Genomic DNA, 18,500 nt, shown 5'->3' with positions numbered 1-18,500 from the left:
GCATTCTGCATAGGCGGGGGCCCCTATTAACACCTCACGCTCACGCCTCGTCGAGGCCGCGCAGCACCAGGGGGAGGCGGGTGGCACCGTCGGCGACGACCCGGACGGGCACGCCCCAGTCCTGCCGGGTCAGGTGGCAGGCGGCGTGCTCGACATCGGCGTCGCAGGTCGCCGCCTGGGCGGTCACCTGCAACACCCCCTGCGCCACGTCGCCGTTGACCACCAGTCGGCGGGACAGGTCGGTGGTCGTGCCGGCGCCCTCGACCAGCAGCTCCGCCGGGGACGCCGAGACCACCAGCCGGGTCGACGGCCCGTACGTGTCGTCGAGCTTCTGCCCCGGCGCCGGCGTGAAGATCACATCGAGCGTCAGCTCCCCGGCCGCCACGTCGGTGGGCTTGCGCTCCAGCCGCAGCCGCGGACCCGCCACCGTGTTCGCGCCGGCCGCGGTAAGCGCGCCGGGCGCCAGCCGGGTCAACCGGTGCGCGGCCGACTCGACCACGAGCACCTCGCCCTCGGCGGTGACCACCAGGTCGCTCGGCTCGGCCAACCCCTCGGCCACGGTGCCGACCTGCCCGGTCGCCGGGTCGAAGCGGCGCACCGCGCCGTTGTACGTGTCCGCGATCAGCACCGAGCCGTCCGGAAGCGCGCACACGCCCAGCGGGTGCTGAAGCAACGCCTGGTCGGCCGGCCCGTCGACGTGCCCGAAGTCGAACAGGCCCTGACCGACGGCGGTGTGCATCACGCCGTCGGCGACCCAGCGGATCGCACTCGTCTCGCTGTCAGCGACCCAGAGCCGGGAACCGTCGGCCGAGACCGACAGCCCGGAGGGCTGCGCCATCCAGACGTCCGGCAGCGGGCCGTCGCGCAGCGCCTCGACCGTGGTGCCGGCGTACATGCCGGCGGTCCGCCTGGTCGGATCGAACCACCAGAGCTGGTGGATGCCGGCCATCGCCACGATCACCCGGTCGTCGTACCAGGCCACGTCCCACGGGGAGGAGAGGTCGACCGCACGCGCGTCGTGCGCGTGGTCGTCGACGGTCGAGCGCCACTGCCGCCCGGTGCCGGCCACCGTGACCACCTCACCTGACGACAGCCGTACGCCGCGCAGCAGGTGGTTGACCGTGTCCGCGACGACCAGGTCGTAACCGGCCACCTCGGCCACGTGCGGGGGCAGCAGGCAGAGCCCCTGCGGCTCGGCGAAGGTGGCGCCGGTCGCCGGGCCGTCCGTCCGGCCGCGGCTGCCCGCGCCGATCCGGCGGACCACCGTCTCCCCGTCCGGGGCCAGATCAACCAGGGAGTGTCGGGCCGAGTCGGAGACCAGCAGGTTGCCGCCGTCGAGCGGGACGGCCTTGCCGGGAAAGCGCAGCGCCGTCTCCGGCTCGGCCGGCGGGACGTACGGGCCCTCGCCCCGGTGCAGCGTGCCCTTCGCCTCGTGCGTGGCGATCAGGTCGTCGATGAGCCGGGCCAGCCCCTCGGCGTGCCCCTCGCCGGCCATGGTGGCGACCACGTACCCCTCGGGGTCGATCACCGAGAGGGTCGGCCAGGCCTTCGCCGCGTACTGCTGCCACATGTCCATCTCGGGGTCGTCGAGCACCGGGTGGTGCACGCCGTACCGCTCGACGGCCGCGGCCAGCGCGTCCGGGTCCTTCTCGTGCTCGAACTTCGGCGAGTGCACGCCGACCACCACAAGCACGTCGCCGTACTTCTCCTCAAGCGGACGCAGCTCGTCGAGCACGTGGAGGCAGTTGAGGCAGCAGAAGGTCCAAAAATCCATCAAGACGATCTTGCCGCGAAGATCGGCAAGCGTGACGGCCCTGCCGCCGGTGTTCAGCCAGCCGCGACCGCGCAGCTCGGGTGCCCGTACTCGTGCGCTCATCCCCCCATCGTGCCGCACGACCGGAGCACCGCCAGCGCGACGGGGGATGAGAGGCGGCGGGGACGGCGATCGGAAAGGGCCTCGCAAATACCGTCGCGTGTCGGAGTTGGACAGCTACTGATCGTATGCATAGGTTCTGGGAGAGTTATAGACGTCCATCAGGAGGCGACCGTGAACCAGATACTACGGGCAGCCATGGCGGACACCGGCCGGACCGTCGAAAGCCTTGCTGAGCAGGTAGGGGTGGACCCGAAGACGGTTGCACGGTGGATAACACCGGGTCGGATTCCACATCCTCAACACCGCGCCGCTGCGGCCACCGCGTTGGGAAAGGACGTGGAAGACATTTGGCCGGACGTTTTGAAGCGACGCGAGCCGGCGTGGCTCCGACCTTGGGTGGAGACGGAGCTTCAAGCAACCGCGCTGCGCTCCTTTCAGAGCGCGGTGATCCCCGGTCTGCTGCAAACGCCCGAGTACGCCTCGGCCGTGCTGGGAAGCGGACCTCTAGCGCCGGATGAGGTGGCGGGCTACGTCGAGACGCGGATGCGCCGACAGGCCGCGGTCCTCGACCGGCGGAAGCCGCCACTCTTCGTCGCTGTGGTCGACGAATGCGCCCTTCGTCGCGGCGATCCCGCTTTGATGCGTCCACAACTGGACCACCTGGTGGCGATGGCCCAGCGGCCCAACGTCCTCCTTCATGTCCTCCCCATGGACGTCGGCATTCATCCCGGCCAGGCCGGACCTTTCTGCATTGCCACTACCGACGACGGCGATGTCGCGTATCTCGACGACCAGGCGGCCGGACGGTTGACAAATGACACCGCCTCCCTCTGGGCGGTCTGGGATATGCTGCGGTCGCTGGCACTCCCACGCCGACAGACCATCGACTTCCTGGAGGCACGATCATGGCTGACCTGACCGGCGCCCTCTGGCGCAAGAGCACCCGCAGCAGCTCTAACGGCGGCGACTGCGTCGAGGTCGCCGACAATCTTCCCGGTGTCGTAGGCGTGCGTGACTCCAACGACCCGAACGGGCCGGCGCTGGCCTTCGAGCCGGCGGTCTGGTCGGTGTTCGTCTCTCAGGTCGCCGGGCGCGCCTGACCTGACCGGAACCGAGAGCGCCCCGGACCCACGCGGCCGGGGCGCTCCACTGTTTCACGCGGATGTGGGTGCCGGCGGGCAGCGCGAAGCGCCCGCCCCCGGACGGGGCGGGCGCTTCGCGTTCGGCGTTACTGGCCGGATGGCTTCAGGCAGAGCACCCGGTTGGCGCCGCCGCCCTGGAGGACGACCGTGGGCTGGGACAGGTCGGCGCACTTGTCCTTGTTGTCCACCTTCGACACCACGGTGAACGCGCCCGGCTGCCCGCAGTCCGTGGCGACGGCGCTCTCGCCGGACTGCTTGATGCAGGTGCCGACCGCCGGGTCGAAGCCCGCCGGCTTGTCACCGCCGTCGATCTTGCCGAGCAGCGTGAGCAGGCCGAGCGGCACGGCGAGGATGAGCACGGCCGCGACAAGCACGGCGGCCAGCACCCGGCCGTTGCGCACCTTCGGCACGGGTGCCTCGGTCTGCGGCTCGGCGTCCGGCTTGAACGCGTCGAACCGGCCCTGCGCGGAGTCGCCGGACGGGTCGTCCGCGGACCATGCCGGCGGGGCCTGCCGGGGCGGCGGCGGGAAGCCATCCGGCTCACCCTGACCAGGTACGGCGACCGACGCGCGCCCACCGGCCGGCGGACCGAACGGGTCCGGCTGGCCGCCGAATGGCTCGGGACGACCGCCGGGGCCGGGGAACGCGTCCTGGTGGCCAGCCGGGCTGCCATAGGTGCCCGGCTGGCCACCGGGTCCGCCGAACGGGTCGCGCGGCCCGCCGGGCTGCTCGCCGTCGTGCGGGTGTACGCCGTTGGCGGGACGGTTGTTGCCGGGCGGGTCCACGAAGGACGGCACACCGACCGGGAACGGCGCCGGGCCGGCCGGGGAGGACGGCGCGTCGCCGTACCCACGCGGGTCGTCCTCGCCGGAGCGCGACGGCGACCCCGGGTAGCCGTGTGCGTCGTCCGATCCCGACTGCGGCCCCGCGAAGGCGGACGGACCGTTCGGGCCGGGATAGCCCTGCGGACCGTCCTGGCCGGGATAGCCCGGCGGGCCGTCAGGCCGGGACTGCGGTCCGGGGTAGCCGTGCGGGCCGTCGGGCCGGGAGTAGCCGGGTGCGTCGTCCGGCCGGGACGGCGAGCCGGGGTAGCCGTGTGCGTCGTCGGGCCCGGACTGCGGCTCCGCGAAGGCGGACGGGCCGTCCTGACCGGGGTAGCCGGGTGCCTCGTCCGGGCCGGCTGCCTCCTCGGGCTCCGGGCGGGCGGGCCGGCCGTACACCCGGGGCTGGGGCGTCGGGGTGCCGGTCGGGTGCACCGGCTGGTCGGAGGGCGGGCTGACCCGGCTGGCCACCGGCACCGACGCGCTCGCGGAGACCGGGCCGGACGCTTTCGCCTCGGGCGACGTACGAGGGCCGGGAATGACCGGGCCGTCCGATGACTGCGGCTCCTCGGTGCCCCAGCCGGTGTCACCGCGCTCCGGCTCGTACGCCTGGGGTTCGTGCTCGGCCGGCGCGAACTGCGCGGCGGCCGGGTGGTCGGCGGGCGGCGAGGCGGCCAGGGCGGCGCCCGGCACCCGCTGGCCCTGCGCGGGCAGCGGCACCACGTTGCCGGGGGAGATGCCGGGCGCGGGCGCCGGCTGGTAGGCCGGGCCGTCCTCGGCGGGTTGCCAGCCGCGCGACGGCGCCGGGGCGGCCTCGTCGGCGCGGCCCCATGCCTCGGCGGGGGACCAGGGCTCGGCGGCCGGGAGGGCCGGACGCTCGGGTGCCCTCTCGTCGGAGTTGCCGCCCCAGCCGGACGGCGCGTCCGGCGTCGGCACCGAGGCGCTGGCCCGGGCCGGCGTCTCGGGCACGGTTGCGGAGCCCCAACCGGGCTGCTCCGACTGCGCCCAACCGCCCGACACGGGCTGCTCCGACTGCGCCCAGCCTCCCGGCTGCGGCGTCTCCGGCCGGGCGGCGGCGCGTCCGCCGGCCGGCCAGCCGCCGGAGCGGTCCGGGTCGTCGTCCCGGGTGGACTCGTCCCAGCCGCCGGCCCGGTTGTCGGCCTGCGGAGCGGGCCAGTCGGCGGAGCGGGGCGGGTCGTCGTGCGGCGATCCGCCGGCCCGGCTCCAGCCGCCGGAGCGGTGCGCGTCGTCCTCGGACCCGGCGGAGCGGTTGTCCTGGTCGGACTGCTCCGGGGTGGACCACGTCTGGTCGGGTCGGACGGTGCCGGGCACGGAGACCTTGGCGGCGGCCCGGGCGGGTGGCTCGGCCGGCGGCCACGTGGCGCCGGTCTGCTGGCCGGGCGGAGCCCAGGCCGGCTGGGTGTCGCGTGGAGTCCAGCCGCCGGAACGGCTGGCGTCGTCCGTCTGCGGGCCGGCCTGCTCGTCGCGCGGGGGCCAACCGCCGGAGCGGCCCGGTTCGTCCGGCTGCGCGCCGACGGCCCAGCCGCCGGAGTGGCCGGCGTCGTCGCTCTGCTGCGCGGCGGGAACGTATCCCCCGGAGCGGTGCGGGTCGTCCGGGCCGGTGGGGGTGACCCAGGATTCGTTCGGCACGGTGGCCGGCGCCGGGACGTAACCGGTGTCGCGCGCGTCGCCGGGCTGCCCCCAGGCCGGCTGCTCGCCGGACGGGCCGCCCGCGCCCCAGGCGGGGCGGTTCGGCTCGGCTGCCCAGGTGGGGGGCGTGGGCTCGGCGGGACTGTTCGGCGGCGCGGCGGCCCAGGCCGGTGGCGCCGGTTCGGCGGACCGGTCCGGGACCGGCTGCTCGGCCGCGGCCCATGCGGGCCCGTTCTGCCCGGGGGCGGCCCAGGCCGGTGCGCCCGGCTCGGGGGCGCCCCAGGCGGGCTGCTGGCCACGACCGCTCTGGTCGGCGGGCGGGGGCACCTGGGCGGTCGCTCGGCCGGTGACCTGCTGGCCGGCGGGTGGCGCCCAGGCGGGTGGCTGGTCGTCGGCCCAGGCCGGGGCCGACGGTGCGGGTCGGCCGGGCGGCGGGGGCGGTGCCCAGCCGAGGTCGGGTGTGTCGTTGTACCCGTTGTCCTGCTGCGCCGGCTGATCGCCGTACGGCACCGGTCCGCCGGTGCCCGGCGACACCTCGCCCGGCTCCTGGCCGGGGCGGTGCGGAGCCTCGGACGTCATGGGTGCGCCTCCTCCATCACAGGTCGGCCGCCGATGCCGGTCGGGAATCGTCGGCACGGCTGCCGCGTCGCCGGCGGGTACCGGCCGTGCGGGCTCCCCGCACCGTATCCGGTGGTCGCCCGGGGGCGCTCGGGGGAGCCTTGGCCGTCACCGAAAGTCACCGGATGACGTCGATGAGTTTCACTTTCCGCGTCGGTCCGAGGACAGTCGATTGGCGACCGTGCCAACCGTACCGGGCGGTGCGGCGAGGTGGAATCCCGGTGCCGGGCGACGCGGAACGCCGAAGACCCGCCCGGCGTGCCGGGCGGGTCTTCGAACTGGAGGAGGTGAGGAACGTCGGTGGCGTCAGCTGAGGTGACGCTGGGCGATGGCGAGAAGCTCGTCCCGGACCGCGGGCGAGTTGGCGGAACGCAGGGCGTGCTCGATGGCACGGGCCCGGCGGTTGGCGTCGCGGCGGGTGCGGATTCGCTCGATCATGCTCATCTTGGGTCTCTCCTCCTGGCTATTCGGTTGTCAGCCCCTTGATGTCTCTATTGAAGCGCAGATCGGCGCCGATTGCCATCGATTAGAAGGTGAGCTGAGCCACGCGCCTAAGGATCGTAGGTTCAGAAACCGGGTGAGCCGACGATCTAACGGCAACGGCCGGTGTGCCGGGCGTTCACCCGTGGCACACCGGCCGTGGCCGGAGCGGTGGTACGTCAGGTCCAGGCGAGCAGCGCCGCCTCCGGGTCGGCCAGGAAGTCCCCCACGTCACGCAGGAACTTCGAGCCCAGCTCACCGTCGACGATCCGGTGGTCGAAGGAGAGGCCGAGCGTAGTGACCAGGCGCGGCTTCACCTTGCCCTTGTGCACCCACGGCTGCTGGCGTACGGCGCCGAAGGCGAGGATCGCCGACTCGCCCGGGGGCAGGATCGGCGTACCGGTGTCGACGCCGAAGACGCCGACGTTGGTAATGGTGAGCGTGCCGCCGGACATGTCCGCCGGGGAGGTCCGCCCCGACTTCGCGGTCTGCACCAGGCCGGTCATCGCGTCCGCCAGCTCGCGCAGCGTGAGCCGGCCGGCGTCCTTGATGTTCGGCACGATCAGGCCGCGCTCGGTGGCCGCCGCGATGCCCAGGTTGACGTACTCCTTCACCACGATCTCGTCGCCGGCCCAGGTCGAGTTGACCATCGGGTGCCGCTTGACCGCCAGCAGCACCGCCTTGGCGACGAGCAGCAGCGGCGAGACCCGCACGTCGCGCCACTCGCGACGGTCCCGGAGCCGGTCCAACGCCTTCATCGCCCGAGTCACGTCGACGGTCAGGAACTCCGTCACGTGCGGCGCGGTGAACGCCGAGCGGGCCATGTTCTCCGCGGTGAGCTTGCGTACCCCCTTCACCGGGATGCGCCGCTCGCGGTCCGCGCCGAAGCTCGCGGCCGACGCGGTCGGGGCCGCGACCGTCAGCGGCTCGGCCGCCGCCGGGGTCCCGCTCGCCGCCCGCTGTACGTCCTCGCGGGTGATCGAGCCCAGCGGACCGGAACCGGTGAGCGTGGCCAGATCGACCCCGAGGTCCTTGGCGAGCTTGCGGACCGGCGGCTTGGCCAGCACCTGACCGCCGGCCCGGCCGTGGCCGTTAACCGCCGGCGCGGGTGCGGGTGCGGCCGGCGCGGGTGCGGCCGGCGCGGCCTGGATCGGAGCGGCCGGGGCGGGAGAGCCGCCCTTGCGCGGGCGGCGCTTGGCCGGCGCGTTGCGCGGGCCGTAGCCGACCAGGACGGCGGTACGCCCACCCGGGGCGGCGCCGCCGATCAGGCCCGGCTCCACCATGCCCTCGGCGGGCGCGACCTCCACCGCGGCCAGCGACGCGGCCGACGGGGTCGGCAGCGCCTCCTCCGGCGCGCCGGTCGTGGACTGCGCCAGCGGCCCAGCGTTCGGGTCCGTGTCGATCGCGATGATCGGGCTGCCCACCTCGACCGTGGCGCCCTCCGGGTGGAAGATCGCCTGCACCCGGCCGGCCCACTTCGCCGGGATCTCGACCGCAGCCTTGGCGGTCTCCACCTCGACGATGGGCTGGTTCAGCTCGATATCGTCGCCCACCTTGACCAGCCAGGCGAGGATCTCGCCCTCGGTCAGGCCCTCGCCCAGGTCGGGCAGGTTGAACTCCTTGACCCGTGACATGCCGCTCACCAGCCGAAGGTGCGGTCGACGGCGTCGAGCACCCGGTCGAGGTCGGGCAGGTACTCCTCCTCCACCCGGGCGGCCGGGTAGGGGATGTCGAAGCCGGTCACCCGCAGCACCGGGGACTCCAGGGAGTAGAAGCACTCCTCGGTGATCCGGGCCGCGACCTCCGAGCCGAGACCCAGGTTGCCCGGGGCCTCGTGCACGACCACGCAGCGGCCGGTGCGCCGCACCGACTCGTACGCGGCGGTCAGGTCCAGCGGCGAGAGCGTACGCAGGTCGATGACCTCCAGCTCCCGGCCGTCCTCGGCGGCGGCGGTGGCCGCGTCGAGCGCGGTGCGCACCATCGGGCCGTACGCCAGCACGGTGGCGTCCGTGCCCGGCCGCGCGACCCGCGAGCTGTGCAGCGGGTACGCGTCGGCGAGCGGGGCGTCCAGCTCGACCGGACCCTTCTCCCAGTAGCGCCGCTTCGGCTCCAGGAACACGATCGGGTCGTCCGAGGCGATGGCCTGCTGGATCATCACGTAGGCGTCCTGCGGGTTCGCGCAGGTCACGACCTTCAGGCCGGCGGTGTGCGCGAAGTATGCCTCGGGCGACTCGGAGTGGTGCTCGACCGCGCCGATGCCGCCGCCGTACGGGATCCGGATGACCATCGGGATCCGTACCTTGCCCTGCGAGCGGTAGTGCATCTTCGCCACCTGCGACACGATCTGGTCGTACGCCGGGTAGACGAAGCCGTCGAACTGGATCTCGCAGACCGGCCGGAAGCCGCGGATGGCCAGGCCGACCGCGGTGCCGATGATGCCGGACTCGGCAAGCGGGGTGTCGATCACCCGCTGGTCGCCGAAGTCCTTCTGCAGGCCGTCGGTGATGCGGAACACGCCGCCGAGCTTGCCGACGTCCTCGCCCATGATGACGACCTTCTGGTCGTTCTCCAGGGCCCGCCGCAGGCCGGTGTTGAGCGCCTTGCCGAGGGTGAGCGTCTCCGTGGCCATCAGTGGGCGCTCCCCTCGAACGACTCCATGTACCTGGTGAACTGGGCCCGCTGCTCGTCGACCTCGGGGGAACCGTGCGGGTAGGCGTGGTCGAACATGCTTACCGGCTGCGGGTCGGGCATGTCGAGCACCCGCTCACGCAGGTGCACCGACTCGGCACGGGCCTGCTCGTCGACCTCGGTGAAGAACGACTCGTCGGCGATCTTCTGCCGGGTCAGGAACGCCTTCATCCGGGCGATCGGGTCCTTGGCCTGCCAGGCCTCGACCTCGCTGGCGATCCGGTAGCGCGTCGGGTCGTCGGAGGTGGTGTGCGCGCCCATCCGGTAGGTGTACGCCTCGATCAGGGACGGGCCCTGGCCGTTGCGCGCGTTGTCGAGCGCGTGCCGGGTCACCGCGTACGAGGCGAGCACGTCGTTGCCGTCCACCCGGACGCCGGGGAAGCCGAAGCCGCCGGCCCGCCGGTAGATCGGGACCCGGGTCTGCCGCTCCAGCGGCTCGGAGATGGCGTACTGGTTGTTCTGGCAGAAGAACACAAGCGGGGCGTTGAACACGCTGGCCCAGACGAACGACTCGTTGACGTCGCCCTGGCTGGTGGCGCCGTCACCGAAGTAGGCGATCACCGCCTCGCCGTCCTCGCCGCCGGTCCTGCCGTCCATGGTGACGCCCATGGCGTACCCGGTCGCGTGCAGGGCCTGCGCCCCGATCACGATCGTGTACATGTTGAACTTGAACTCGTTGGGGTCCCAGCCGCCCTGGTCGACGCCGCGGAACAGGCCGAGCGGCATGATCGGGTCGATGCCCCGGCAGTAGAGGACGCCGTGCTCCCGGTAGGTCGGGAAGGCCATGTCCTGGGTACGCAGCGCCCGGCCGGAGCCCACCTGCGCGGCCTCCTGGCCCAGCAGGCTGGCCCACAGGCCCAGCTCACCCTGGCGTTGCAGGGCGGTCGCCTCGGCGTCGAGCTTGCGGACCAGGACGAGGTCGCGATAGAGCCCGCGGTATTCCTCGTCGGTGAAGTCGACGCGGTACTCGGTCCCGTCCGGGCCGAGCGCGGTCTCGATCCGCTCCCCCTCGGGGGTGAGCAACTGTACGAGTTCCGGTTCGCCGGTCGCGGCGGCGCGCCTGGTACGGGGTGCGGCCCGCTTGCTGCGGGTGGCGCCCCCGGGGTCGCCCTTTGCCATCCGTCTCTCCCTGTCTGTCTGCGCCGCGCCGGGGGTGACCCGAGCCGCGCACCTCGTGCGCCCGCCCGGCTGCTGCCGGGTCGGTCCCTGGCGACCGCGCCTAGCCCCGGTGAGGGTTGCCGCGCGGCGTGAGCCGGGGTCCGTCCGTCGGGGGACCCTGGCCCGGGAGCGCCGGCGCCGTAGCGCACCAGCCGCGGGGTGCGCGGAGGTGGCGGCTGCGTTGCCGTCGTGCCTGAATGATTGCAGAGGAGGTGAGCGGGCCCACAGTATGGCCTCCCCTGCCGGTGAGGTTCCATCAGGTTCGTAACGCATCGACGCTTTTGTCGCTTAGATCCGGCCGAGCGGACGGACAATTTGTGTGTCGACACGCGGTGGTGGCTGGTGAACTGGCCGTCACTGCTTCAAGCTGGCAATGAGCCGTTGCGGGGCATTTGTCCGAATATCCGCGCGTGTTCTTCCGTCCGTCGACACGTACGAGGAGTGTGCCCGGTGTCCGATCCAGAAGGTCCCCCCGGTGCTCCCTTCCTCGGCCGGCACCGGGGCCTGCCCGCCGCCCGCTACCGCCGGGTGGTCGGCGCGCACCGCGCACCCGGCGCCGGCGCCCCGAGCCGGGGCTACCTGCTGACCGTGGCGCTGCTCGCCGGCACCGCGTCGATGCCGATCCTCGCCGCGATCAGCACCGGCTCGGCGACCGTGGGAAACAGCGCGCTCCCCGACGTCGGCACCCCGTTCATCCCGACGCCCTCGGTCGGGCCGGTGGTCATCCCGCTTCCGCGGACCACCCGGGCCCCGGCGATCCCCGCGCCCACTCCGGCGGTCGGCCCCACCGCCACCGAGCCCCCGCACCCGGTGCTCCCGGCCGCGCCGGCCCTGCCCGACGACAGCGACCTCGGCTCGATCCACAGGTCCCGGCCGGCCACCGTGCCGCCGCCCCCGTCCGTGCCGACCCGGCCCACGCCGGTCCGGCCACCGCGGCCGTCTCCGGTGCCCTCGCCCTCCCCGTCACCCTCCGGCCCGGCCACGCCCGAACCGAGCCCGGTCCCCGAACCGTCCAGAAGCTCGTCCGAGCCGACGCCCGAGCCGTCCGGCACATCCGCCGAACCCACACCCGAGCCGTCCGCGAGTTCGTCCGAGCCGTCCGCCGAGCCCGAGCCCGAGCCGTCCGGCACATCCGCCGAGCCCGAGCCTGAGCCGTCCGGCACGTCCGCCGAACCCACGCCCGAGCCGCCCGGCGCGTCCTACCGGGTCAGGCCGGGTCGTCGGTGAGGCGGTGCCGGTTCGCCTCGATCCAGGCGTTGAGCGCCTCCGGGTCGTCCGGGTTCACCCCGTCCGCCATGAGCTGCGCCACCGCCGCCGTGGCCGGACTGCGCCGCTCACCGGTGCTGTAGAGCCGGGCGAACTCGGGGACCATCTCGGTGATCGCCTCGTCCGTCCGGTCGGCGGCGGACTGCGACAGCCCTCGTTGCCGGGCCGCGTACGCCGCCCAGGCGCGCAGCACCCGGGGCAGCATCGCGGCGTCGTCCATGTCGAGCACGGCACGGCGGTGCACCCAGTCGAGCAGGAACAGCTCGACGACCATCGGGCTCCACCGCATCGGGTCGGCGTCCGGGAAGCTCGCCGCGTGGTCCAGCAGCAGGCCCAGGCAGAAGTGCAGTGAGGCCAACTCGCCGTCGGCCACCTCGGGCAGGCCGAACCGGGCGGCCTCGGGCGCGTCGAGGAAGGCGCGTACCAGCCGGGTCCGTTCCTCGTCCGTGATCGGCGGCATGACGGCGGGGCCGGCCGGCGGGGTCGGCCCGGGCAGGGCGGCCAGCCGGGCGCCCACCAGGGCCCGGTCGGTGGCGAGCGAGCCCTGGGCGGGCAGCTCACTGAGATCGTCGGTGACCGCCAGGTGGCGGCTCACCTCGGCGTGCATCCGGGCCGGGTCCTCGGTGCGGAACCAGGTCAGCTCGTCCTCGGTGCAGATCTCCCGGGCCTGCTCGACGATCCGGGTCGCCGGACCGCCGACGAACACGTCCTTGGTGATGCCGATGTTGTGGTCGACGAGGGCCACCAGGGCGTGCTCCGGCCCGCCCTGCTCCTCGTCCTCGTAGACGAATGTGGCGAGGTAGGAGGTCTGGTCGCCGTACACGTCGCCGTATGCCCAGGTGCCGGTGAGGCGGACCCGGCCGAGCTGGGCCGCCCACGCCGGGGCGTGCGCGCCGGGGCGGACCCGGGCGGCGCCCTCGGCGTCCGGCACCAGGGTGGCGAAGACGGCACGGATGGTGGTCGCGGCGGCGCTGCGCCGGCGGGACGTGGCGGCGAGGAAACCGGCCACGAAATCGCGGACGGCCTGCTCGCGGTCGTGCTCCGCGACGGCGTAGACGCTGCCCAGCAACGCGGCGCCGAGCATCTCCGCGTCCAGGGCGGAGTCGAGCCTCGTCACGTCGCGCGCGGCGTGCAGCACCGCGTCGTAGGGGGTCTGTGGCGTGGCCATGCATCGACCCTACGCCGCGTCGCCGGGCATCACATCGGCCAGCACGCCGGGTTCAGCGCCGCGCGGCGTCCCGCAGCGCGTCCCGCGCCGCGCCGTAGCGCGCCAGCACCGCCCAGACCGGGTCCAACACGTACTTCTCGCCGACGCTGCCCACGGAGGTGAGCAGGCGTTGCTCGGCCCGGTGGCGGGCCCGCCGGGCCGCCCACCCGACCACCGGCCGGGTCACCGCCGCCACCAGGAGCCCGGCCAGCAGGCCGCCCAGCAGCAGCACGGTGGGCCAGGGCACCTCACCGAGCGTCGGATATTCGAGCGCCGGCAGGCCGAGGAAGCGCAGCGCGTACCCCAGGACCAGCCAGAGCAGCCCGCCCAGCGCGGCGAGGGTGACCAGCCACTGGATCGCGCCGACCACCCGCCACCAGGCCGGACGATGGTCCATGCCGAGGTCGGTGGCGGCGACCGCGTGGTCGAGCGCGCCCGGCAGCTCGGCCAGCCGGGACCGGGCCGCGGCGGTCACCGCGGTCGGCCAGGGCGCCGGCAGGTTGGTGCTGGAGCGGTCGGCCACCGCGCGGATGGCCAGGTTGAGCGACGAGCGCTGCGCGGCGGTCGGATCGGGTACGGAGGTGGCCGCGACCAGGCTCTCGGCCGGCGCCTCCGGATCCCGCCCGGGCAGGTGCAGCCGGCGCAGCGGATCGGGGCGCAGCTTCCGCCAGCTCCGCACCAGCGGCCAGCCGGTGCTGCTCGCCGCCCGGTGCCGGTAGGCGCCCTGAACCGCGTTCGCCACCGTCGGCACGCCTGCGGCTCCGGCCAGCGCCCGGCTGAGTTCCTGGGCCGACGCGTCGCCCGGCCGGGTGCGCGGCGGCTCCGGCCCGACAAGCGGGTCGAGGTCGGCCACCACGGCGTCCACGTCGCCGGAGAGCCGGCGCAGGGCGGCCTGCCGTTCGGCGACCGTTTTCTCCAACTCGGCCCGCAGCCCGGACAGCCCGGCGGGGTCCACCGCCACCGTGGGCAGCAGCGGCACCCCGCCCAGCCCGTCGGCGTCGAGCAGCCGGCGCAGGTCGTCCAGGACCGTGGGCAACTCGGTCGTGGGCAGCCGGTCGGCCTGGTTGAGCACCACCACTGTCACGTCCTTGTGCCTGTGGAACTCGCGCAGGTAGCTGGTGTGGATCACCCGGTCGGCGTACTTCTGCGGGTCGAGCACCCAGACCACGAGGTCGACCAGGCCGAGCAGCCGGTCGACCTCAAGCCGGTGGCTGTGCTGCACCGAGTCGAAGTCGGGCAGGTCCAGCAGGACCAGGCCGTGCAGGGTGGACTCGTCGTCGCCGTCAAGCGGGCTCTCCCGGACGAACCGGTGCCGGGGCAGCACCCCGACCCAGTCGAGCAGCCGGACCGCGCCGTCGAGCGGCCCCCACACGCAGGCGTGGGCCATGCCTGTGGTGGGCCGGCGGACACCGACCGGGGAGAGATCCATCCGGGCCAGCGCGTTGAACAGGCTCGACTTGCCGCTGCCGGTCGCCCCGGCGAGGGCGACCACGGTGTGCCGGCCGGAGAGGGCGAGCCGGTCACCGGCCCGCTCGACCACGGTGTGCCCGGCCACCAGTTGCGCGTCGGGCACCTGGCCGTCGACCGCGCCGAGGAACCGCTGGACCGCCTGTAGGCGCGCGATCAGGACGTCCGGGTCGACCCGCTGGTCGGCCCGGAACGCCTCGCGCATCCGTCCCACGATGTTGGTCATGGGCGACCGTCCTGTTCGGTGGTGGGCAGCGGGGCGCCGCCGGCGGAGGCGAGGCCGCTGCGGTGCCGTGCCCGCTCGACCGTCACGGCGGCCCGGCGCAGTGTCGCACCGGCGTCGGCGGTCGGGCGGGCCGCCTCGGTGCGGGTCAGGAAGCGATCCGCCTCCTCGGCCATCAGCGCGCCGACCCGGTCGAGCAGGTCCACCCGGGCCTTGCGGGACAGGTTGCGCACCGCCTGGTCGCCGAAGATGGCCTGGAGCACGGTCTGCCCGGCGACCGCGGTGCCGGTGCCCGCGGCGACCTCCAGCCCGGTCGGGATGAACGCGGTGGACGCGAAGACGCCGATCATCACGACCAGGCCGGTGGCGTTTACCGCGTACGCGGCGGTGCGGGCCACGAACCGCCGGTCACCACCCTCGACGCGGACCAGCTCCAGCACCCCGCGCTGCCAGTCGCGGACCATCTGCTCGCCGCGCGCGGGCAGGTCGGCCGAGGCGTGCGCCAGCTCCGGTTCGAGCAGCGCCGCGCCCGCCGGATGCGCCTTCCATCCGGTGTACGCGTTCTCCGCCGCCTCGGCGGCCACCCCGCGCAGCAACGTGACCAGTTGGGACTCGATCGCCGTACGCAGTTCCGCAGCCGGGGCGGGTCGTCCGGTGACCACCGCCACCACCCGGTCGCGCAGCCGGCCGATGCGTGCCTCCAGGCCACGGAAGAACTCGCCGGTGCCGACGAACTCCTGCCAGCGGGCCAGCACCTCGCCGCGGAGCAGCCGGCCGTCCTTGAGCCCCTGGTCGACGGTCCGCTCCGCGCCCCGGTAGGCGGCCCGGACGCGCTCGTCAAGCGCCTCGGCGGCGGCCACCTGCTCGTCGGCGGCGTCGGCAAGCGACTCCACCGCCGGGTGCAGGGCGGCCAGCGCACCGTCGAGCGTCTGCCGGACCACCGCCGAGCGGGCCTCCGCGTCACCGGCGAGGCGGGCGAACCACCCGCTCAACGGTGCGGTCATCCGGTCGGGCAGCAGCCCCTGCCCGTCCACCGAGGTTTCCGGCAGCACGAACAGCGGCGCGGCGCCCAGCTCCTGGGCGGCAAGCATCTCCGACAGGTGGGCGGCGACCTCGTCGACGGCCTCGGGCGGGACCCGGTCGAGCACCATGGCGACGGCGGTGCCCCGGGCGCGGGCGCTGCGCAGCAGCTCCCAGGGGACGGCGTCGGCGTAGCGCGCCGCGGTGGTGACGAACAACCACAGGTCGGCGGCGGCGAGCAGTTGCCCGGCGAGCGCCCGGTTGGCGTCGACCACCGAGTCGATGTCGGGTGCGTCGAGGAAGGCCAGGCCGGGCGGCAGCGCCGGGGCGGTGACCAGTTGCAGGGTGCCCGGATGCTCGCTCGGGCCGGTGGTGCGGGTCAGGCCGGGCAGCAGCTCGCCCTGGCGGAACCAGGCCGCGTCGGCCGGATTGCAGACCAGCACCGGGGACCTGGTGGTGGGGCGGAGCACACCTGCCGCGCTGACCCGCGCCTGGACCAGGCTGTTGACAAGCGTCGACTTGCCGGCGCCGGTGGAGCCGCCGACCACCACGAGCAGCGGGGCGTCGAGCCGGGCCAGCCGCGGCAGCAGGTAGTCGTCGAGCTGGTCGGTGAGGCTCCGGGCGGCGTGCCGGGCCGGCTCGGCCGAGGGGAGGGCGAGCGGGAAGCGAGCTGCGTCGATCGCGGCCCGCAGGCCGGTGAGCGCGGCGGGCAGGCCGGCGGCTTCGGCGGGCTGGTCGTCGCCGGTGGTGGATCCGGTGCGGGCTGCGACGGCGGGCGCGCCGGCACGGGTGGCGGAATCGCCATGCGTCGTCACCGCTAAAGCGTGCCCGACCGACGCAAGGTAAGACAACCGGACGGTAATAACGGTCAGGTTGCGCCGAGTCGACTCAACCCCGACTTGCGGTTTGCCGGGGGCGTGGCACTATTGAGTCAAGTTCACTCAACTTATGGCGTGGCCGCTTCCGGGCGGCCCTGCCGGGCAGGCCATCCGACCTGCTCACCCGTTACGAAGCGAGGAAGCGAACATGGCACGTGCGGTCGGCATCGACCTCGGCACGACGAACTCCTGCGTCAGCGTTCTCGAGGGCGGTGAGCCCACCGTCATCGCCAACGCCGAGGGCTCGCGTACGACTCCCTCGATCGTCGCGTTCGCCCGCAACGGCGAGGTGCTCGTCGGTGAGGTCGCCAAGCGCCAGGCGGTGACCAACCCCGACCGGACCATCCGCTCGGTCAAGCGGGAGATCGGCACCAACTGGACCGTCGACATCGACGGCAAGAAGTACACCCCGCAGGAGATCTCCGCCCGGACGCTGATGAAGCTCAAGCGGGACGCCGAGGCGTACCTGGGCGAGCAGATCGCCGACGCGGTGATCACCGTCCCGGCGTACTTCAACGACGGGCAGCGCCAGGCCACCAAGGAGGCCGGTGAGATCGCCGGCTTCAACGTGCTGCGGATCGTGAACGAGCCGACCGCCGCCGCCCTGGCGTACGGGCTGGACAAGGGCTCCAAGGAGCAGACCGTTCTGGTCTTCGACCTCGGTGGCGGCACCTTCGACGTGTCGCTGCTGGAGCTGGCCGAGGGCGTCGTCGAGGTCAAGTCGACGAGCGGCGACAACCAGCTCGGCGGCGACGACTGGGACCAGCGGATCATCGACCACCTGGTGAAGACGTTCCGCGGCGAGCACGGCATCGACCTCTCGCAGGACAAGATGGCCATGCAGCGGCTCAAGGAGGCGGCCGAGAAGGCCAAGATCGAGCTGTCCGCGGCCACCACCAGCAACATCAACCTGCCGTACATCACCGCCGGCTCGGCCGGCCCGCTGCACCTCGACGTGACGCTGAGCCGCGCCGAGTTCCAGCGGATGACGCAGGATCTGCTGGACCGCTGCAAGGGCCCGTTCGAGCAGGCCGTCAAGGACGCCGGGATCAAGGTCTCCGACGTCGACCACGTCATCCTGGTCGGCGGCTCGACCCGGATGCCGGCCGTCACCGACCTGGTCAAGCAGCTCACCGGCCGCGACCCGAACAAGGGCGTCAACCCGGACGAGGTCGTCGCCGTCGGCGCCGCCCTCCAGGCCGGCGTGCTCAAGGGCGAGGTCAAGGACGTCCTGCTGCTCGATGTGACCCCGCTGAGCCTGGGCATCGAGACCAAGGGCGGCATCTTCACCAAGCTGATCGAGCGCAACACCACCATCCCGACCAAGCGCTCCGAGGTCTTCACCACGGCGGACGACAACCAGCCGTCGGTGCTGATCCAGGTGTTCCAGGGTGAGCGGGAGATCGCGGCCTACAACAAGAAGCTCGGCACCTTCGAGCTGACCGGTCTTCCGCCGGCCCCGCGTAACGTGCCGCAGATCGAGGTCACGTTCGACATCGACGCCAACGGCATCGTCAACGTGCACGCCAAGGACCTGGGCACCGGCAAGGAACAGAAGATGACGATCACCGGCGGCTCCTCGCTGCCGAAGGACGACATCGAGCGGATGCGCCGGGACGCCGAGGAGCACGCCGACGAGGACAAGCGCCGCCGCGAGGAGGCGGAGACCCGCAACGTCGCCGAGGCCCTCCAGTGGCAGACCGAGAAGTTCCTCGCCGAGAGCGGCGACAAGCTGCCGGGTGAGAACCGTGACCAGCTCAACGAGGCGCTCGGCGAACTGCGCAGCGCTCTCGGCGGGCAGGACATCGACAAGATCAAGGCCGCGCACGAGAAGCTGGCGCAGGTGTCCCAGCAGGCCGGTTCGCTGCTCTACGCCCAGCAGCAGGAGGGCGAGCCGGGTGCTCCCGGTGCGGCCGGACCGGGCGCGGGTGCGACCGGTGGGCCGCAGGCCGGCGGCGCCGACGACGTGGTCGACGCGGAGATCGTGGACGAGGACAAGAAGTGAC

The 18,500-nt window shown here is 73.5% G+C and carries 13 protein-coding genes; 4 read left to right on the top strand and 9 right to left on the bottom strand.

Features of this window, described 5'->3' with window-relative positions:
* Positions 1–40: 40 nt before the first annotated feature.
* On the bottom strand, positions 41–1,876 hold the full coding sequence (locus tag SM450_RS07140; RefSeq protein WP_474618855.1) for an NHL domain-containing thioredoxin family protein: 1,836 nt from the start codon (positions 1,874–1,876) through the stop codon (positions 41–43).
* Between the two features lie 171 nt (positions 1,877–2,047).
* On the opposite strand from SM450_RS07140, the gene SM450_RS07135 reads away from it, so the two are divergent.
* Both SM450_RS07135 and SM450_RS07130 read left to right on the top strand, forming a co-directional pair.
* The gene (locus SM450_RS07135; protein ID WP_474618854.1) at positions 2,048–2,794 is read left to right on the top strand and encodes a helix-turn-helix domain-containing protein; all 747 of its coding nucleotides are present in this window, start codon (positions 2,048–2,050) and stop codon (positions 2,792–2,794) included.
* Positions 2,782–2,976, top strand: a complete 195-nt coding sequence (locus SM450_RS07130; RefSeq protein WP_474618853.1) for a DUF397 domain-containing protein — start codon at positions 2,782–2,784, stop codon at positions 2,974–2,976. The genes SM450_RS07135 and SM450_RS07130 overlap by 13 nt, the downstream gene beginning before the upstream one ends.
* A 128-nt stretch (positions 2,977–3,104) precedes the next feature.
* Here the strand turns inward: SM450_RS07130 and SM450_RS07125 are convergent, their stop codons facing one another.
* From SM450_RS07125 to pdhA, 5 genes are all read right to left on the bottom strand, one after another.
* Positions 3,105–6,068, bottom strand: a complete 2,964-nt coding sequence (locus SM450_RS07125; protein WP_474618852.1) for an LppU/SCO3897 family protein — start codon at positions 6,066–6,068, stop codon at positions 3,105–3,107.
* 345 nt (positions 6,069–6,413) lie between these two features.
* Positions 6,414–6,551 (bottom strand): hypothetical protein, encoded by a 138-nt coding sequence (locus SM450_RS07120; protein WP_474618851.1) that lies wholly within the window; start codon positions 6,549–6,551, stop codon positions 6,414–6,416.
* Positions 6,552–6,766: 215 nt separating this feature from the next.
* Positions 6,767–8,221 carry a dihydrolipoamide acetyltransferase family protein gene (locus tag SM450_RS07115; RefSeq protein ID WP_474619043.1) on the bottom strand — a complete coding sequence of 485 codons (1,455 nt, stop codon included), beginning with the start codon at positions 8,219–8,221 and terminating at the stop codon, positions 6,767–6,769.
* A gap of 5 nt (positions 8,222–8,226) precedes the next feature.
* Complete coding sequence (locus SM450_RS07110) at positions 8,227–9,216, bottom strand: alpha-ketoacid dehydrogenase subunit beta (protein WP_474618850.1); 990 nt, start codon at positions 9,214–9,216, stop codon at positions 8,227–8,229.
* A complete protein-coding gene (gene pdhA, locus SM450_RS07105) occupies positions 9,216–10,394 on the bottom strand; it encodes a pyruvate dehydrogenase (acetyl-transferring) E1 component subunit alpha (protein ID WP_474618849.1) in 1,179 nt (392 codons plus the stop codon). Before pdhA ends, SM450_RS07110 begins: the two co-directional genes overlap by 1 nt.
* 489 nt (positions 10,395–10,883) lie before the next feature.
* Between pdhA and SM450_RS07100 the strand changes: the two genes are divergently transcribed.
* Positions 10,884–11,660, top strand: coding sequence for a hypothetical protein (locus SM450_RS07100; RefSeq protein WP_474618848.1), 777 nt, complete (start codon positions 10,884–10,886; stop codon positions 11,658–11,660).
* Here the strand turns inward: SM450_RS07100 and SM450_RS07095 are convergent.
* Genes SM450_RS07095 through SM450_RS07085 form a run of 3 tightly spaced genes read right to left on the bottom strand, consistent with a single transcriptional unit; the run spans position 11,641 to position 16,431 of the window.
* The gene (locus SM450_RS07095) at positions 11,641–12,867 is read right to left on the bottom strand and encodes a hypothetical protein (protein WP_474618847.1); all 1,227 of its coding nucleotides are present in this window, start codon (positions 12,865–12,867) and stop codon (positions 11,641–11,643) included. The two genes, SM450_RS07100 and SM450_RS07095, sit on opposite strands and share 20 nt — an antisense overlap.
* A gap of 52 nt (positions 12,868–12,919) precedes the next feature.
* Entirely contained in the window at positions 12,920–14,599 is a 1,680-nt protein-coding gene (locus tag SM450_RS07090; protein WP_474618846.1) for a GTPase, read from the bottom strand.
* Positions 14,596–16,431 carry a GTPase family protein gene (locus tag SM450_RS07085; protein ID WP_474618845.1) on the bottom strand — a complete coding sequence of 612 codons (1,836 nt, stop codon included), beginning with the start codon at positions 16,429–16,431 and terminating at the stop codon, positions 14,596–14,598. Before SM450_RS07085 ends, SM450_RS07090 begins: the two co-directional genes overlap by 4 nt.
* A 211-nt stretch (positions 16,432–16,642) precedes the next feature.
* Here SM450_RS07085 and dnaK point away from each other — a divergent pair, with 211 nt between their 5' ends.
* Complete coding sequence (gene dnaK, locus SM450_RS07080) at positions 16,643–18,499, top strand: molecular chaperone DnaK (protein WP_474618844.1); 1,857 nt, start codon at positions 16,643–16,645, stop codon at positions 18,497–18,499.
* Position 18,500: the final 1 nt, after the last annotated feature.

The organism is Micromonospora marincola (assembly GCF_056150385.1).
Note: the sequence above shows the minus strand (reverse complement) of the source record. Positions and strands in the feature narration are given on the sequence as shown.

Bases quoted from the DNA above. Each gene is read 5' to 3' on its own strand.
- SM450_RS07120 (WP_474618851.1), bottom strand. From the start codon at position 6,551: ATGAGCATGATCGAGCGAATCCGCACCCGCCGCGACGCCAACCGCCGG.
- SM450_RS07140 (WP_474618855.1), bottom strand. From the start codon at position 1,876: ATGAGCGCACGAGTACGGGCACCCGAGCTGCGCGGTCGCGGCTGGCTG.
- SM450_RS07130 (WP_474618853.1), top strand. From the start codon at position 2,782: ATGGCTGACCTGACCGGCGCCCTCTGGCGCAAGAGCACCCGCAGCAGC.
- pdhA (WP_474618849.1), bottom strand. From the start codon at position 10,394: ATGGCAAAGGGCGACCCCGGGGGCGCCACCCGCAGCAAGCGGGCCGCA.
- SM450_RS07110 (WP_474618850.1), bottom strand. From the start codon at position 9,216: ATGGCCACGGAGACGCTCACCCTCGGCAAGGCGCTCAACACCGGCCTG.
- SM450_RS07115 (WP_474619043.1), bottom strand. From the start codon at position 8,221: ATGTCACGGGTCAAGGAGTTCAACCTGCCCGACCTGGGCGAGGGCCTG.
- SM450_RS07125 (WP_474618852.1), bottom strand. From the start codon at position 6,068: ATGACGTCCGAGGCTCCGCACCGCCCCGGCCAGGAGCCGGGCGAGGTG.
- dnaK (WP_474618844.1), top strand. From the start codon at position 16,643: ATGGCACGTGCGGTCGGCATCGACCTCGGCACGACGAACTCCTGCGTC.
- SM450_RS07095 (WP_474618847.1), bottom strand. From the start codon at position 12,867: ATGGCCACGCCACAGACCCCCTACGACGCGGTGCTGCACGCCGCGCGC.
- SM450_RS07090 (WP_474618846.1), bottom strand. From the start codon at position 14,599: ATGACCAACATCGTGGGACGGATGCGCGAGGCGTTCCGGGCCGACCAG.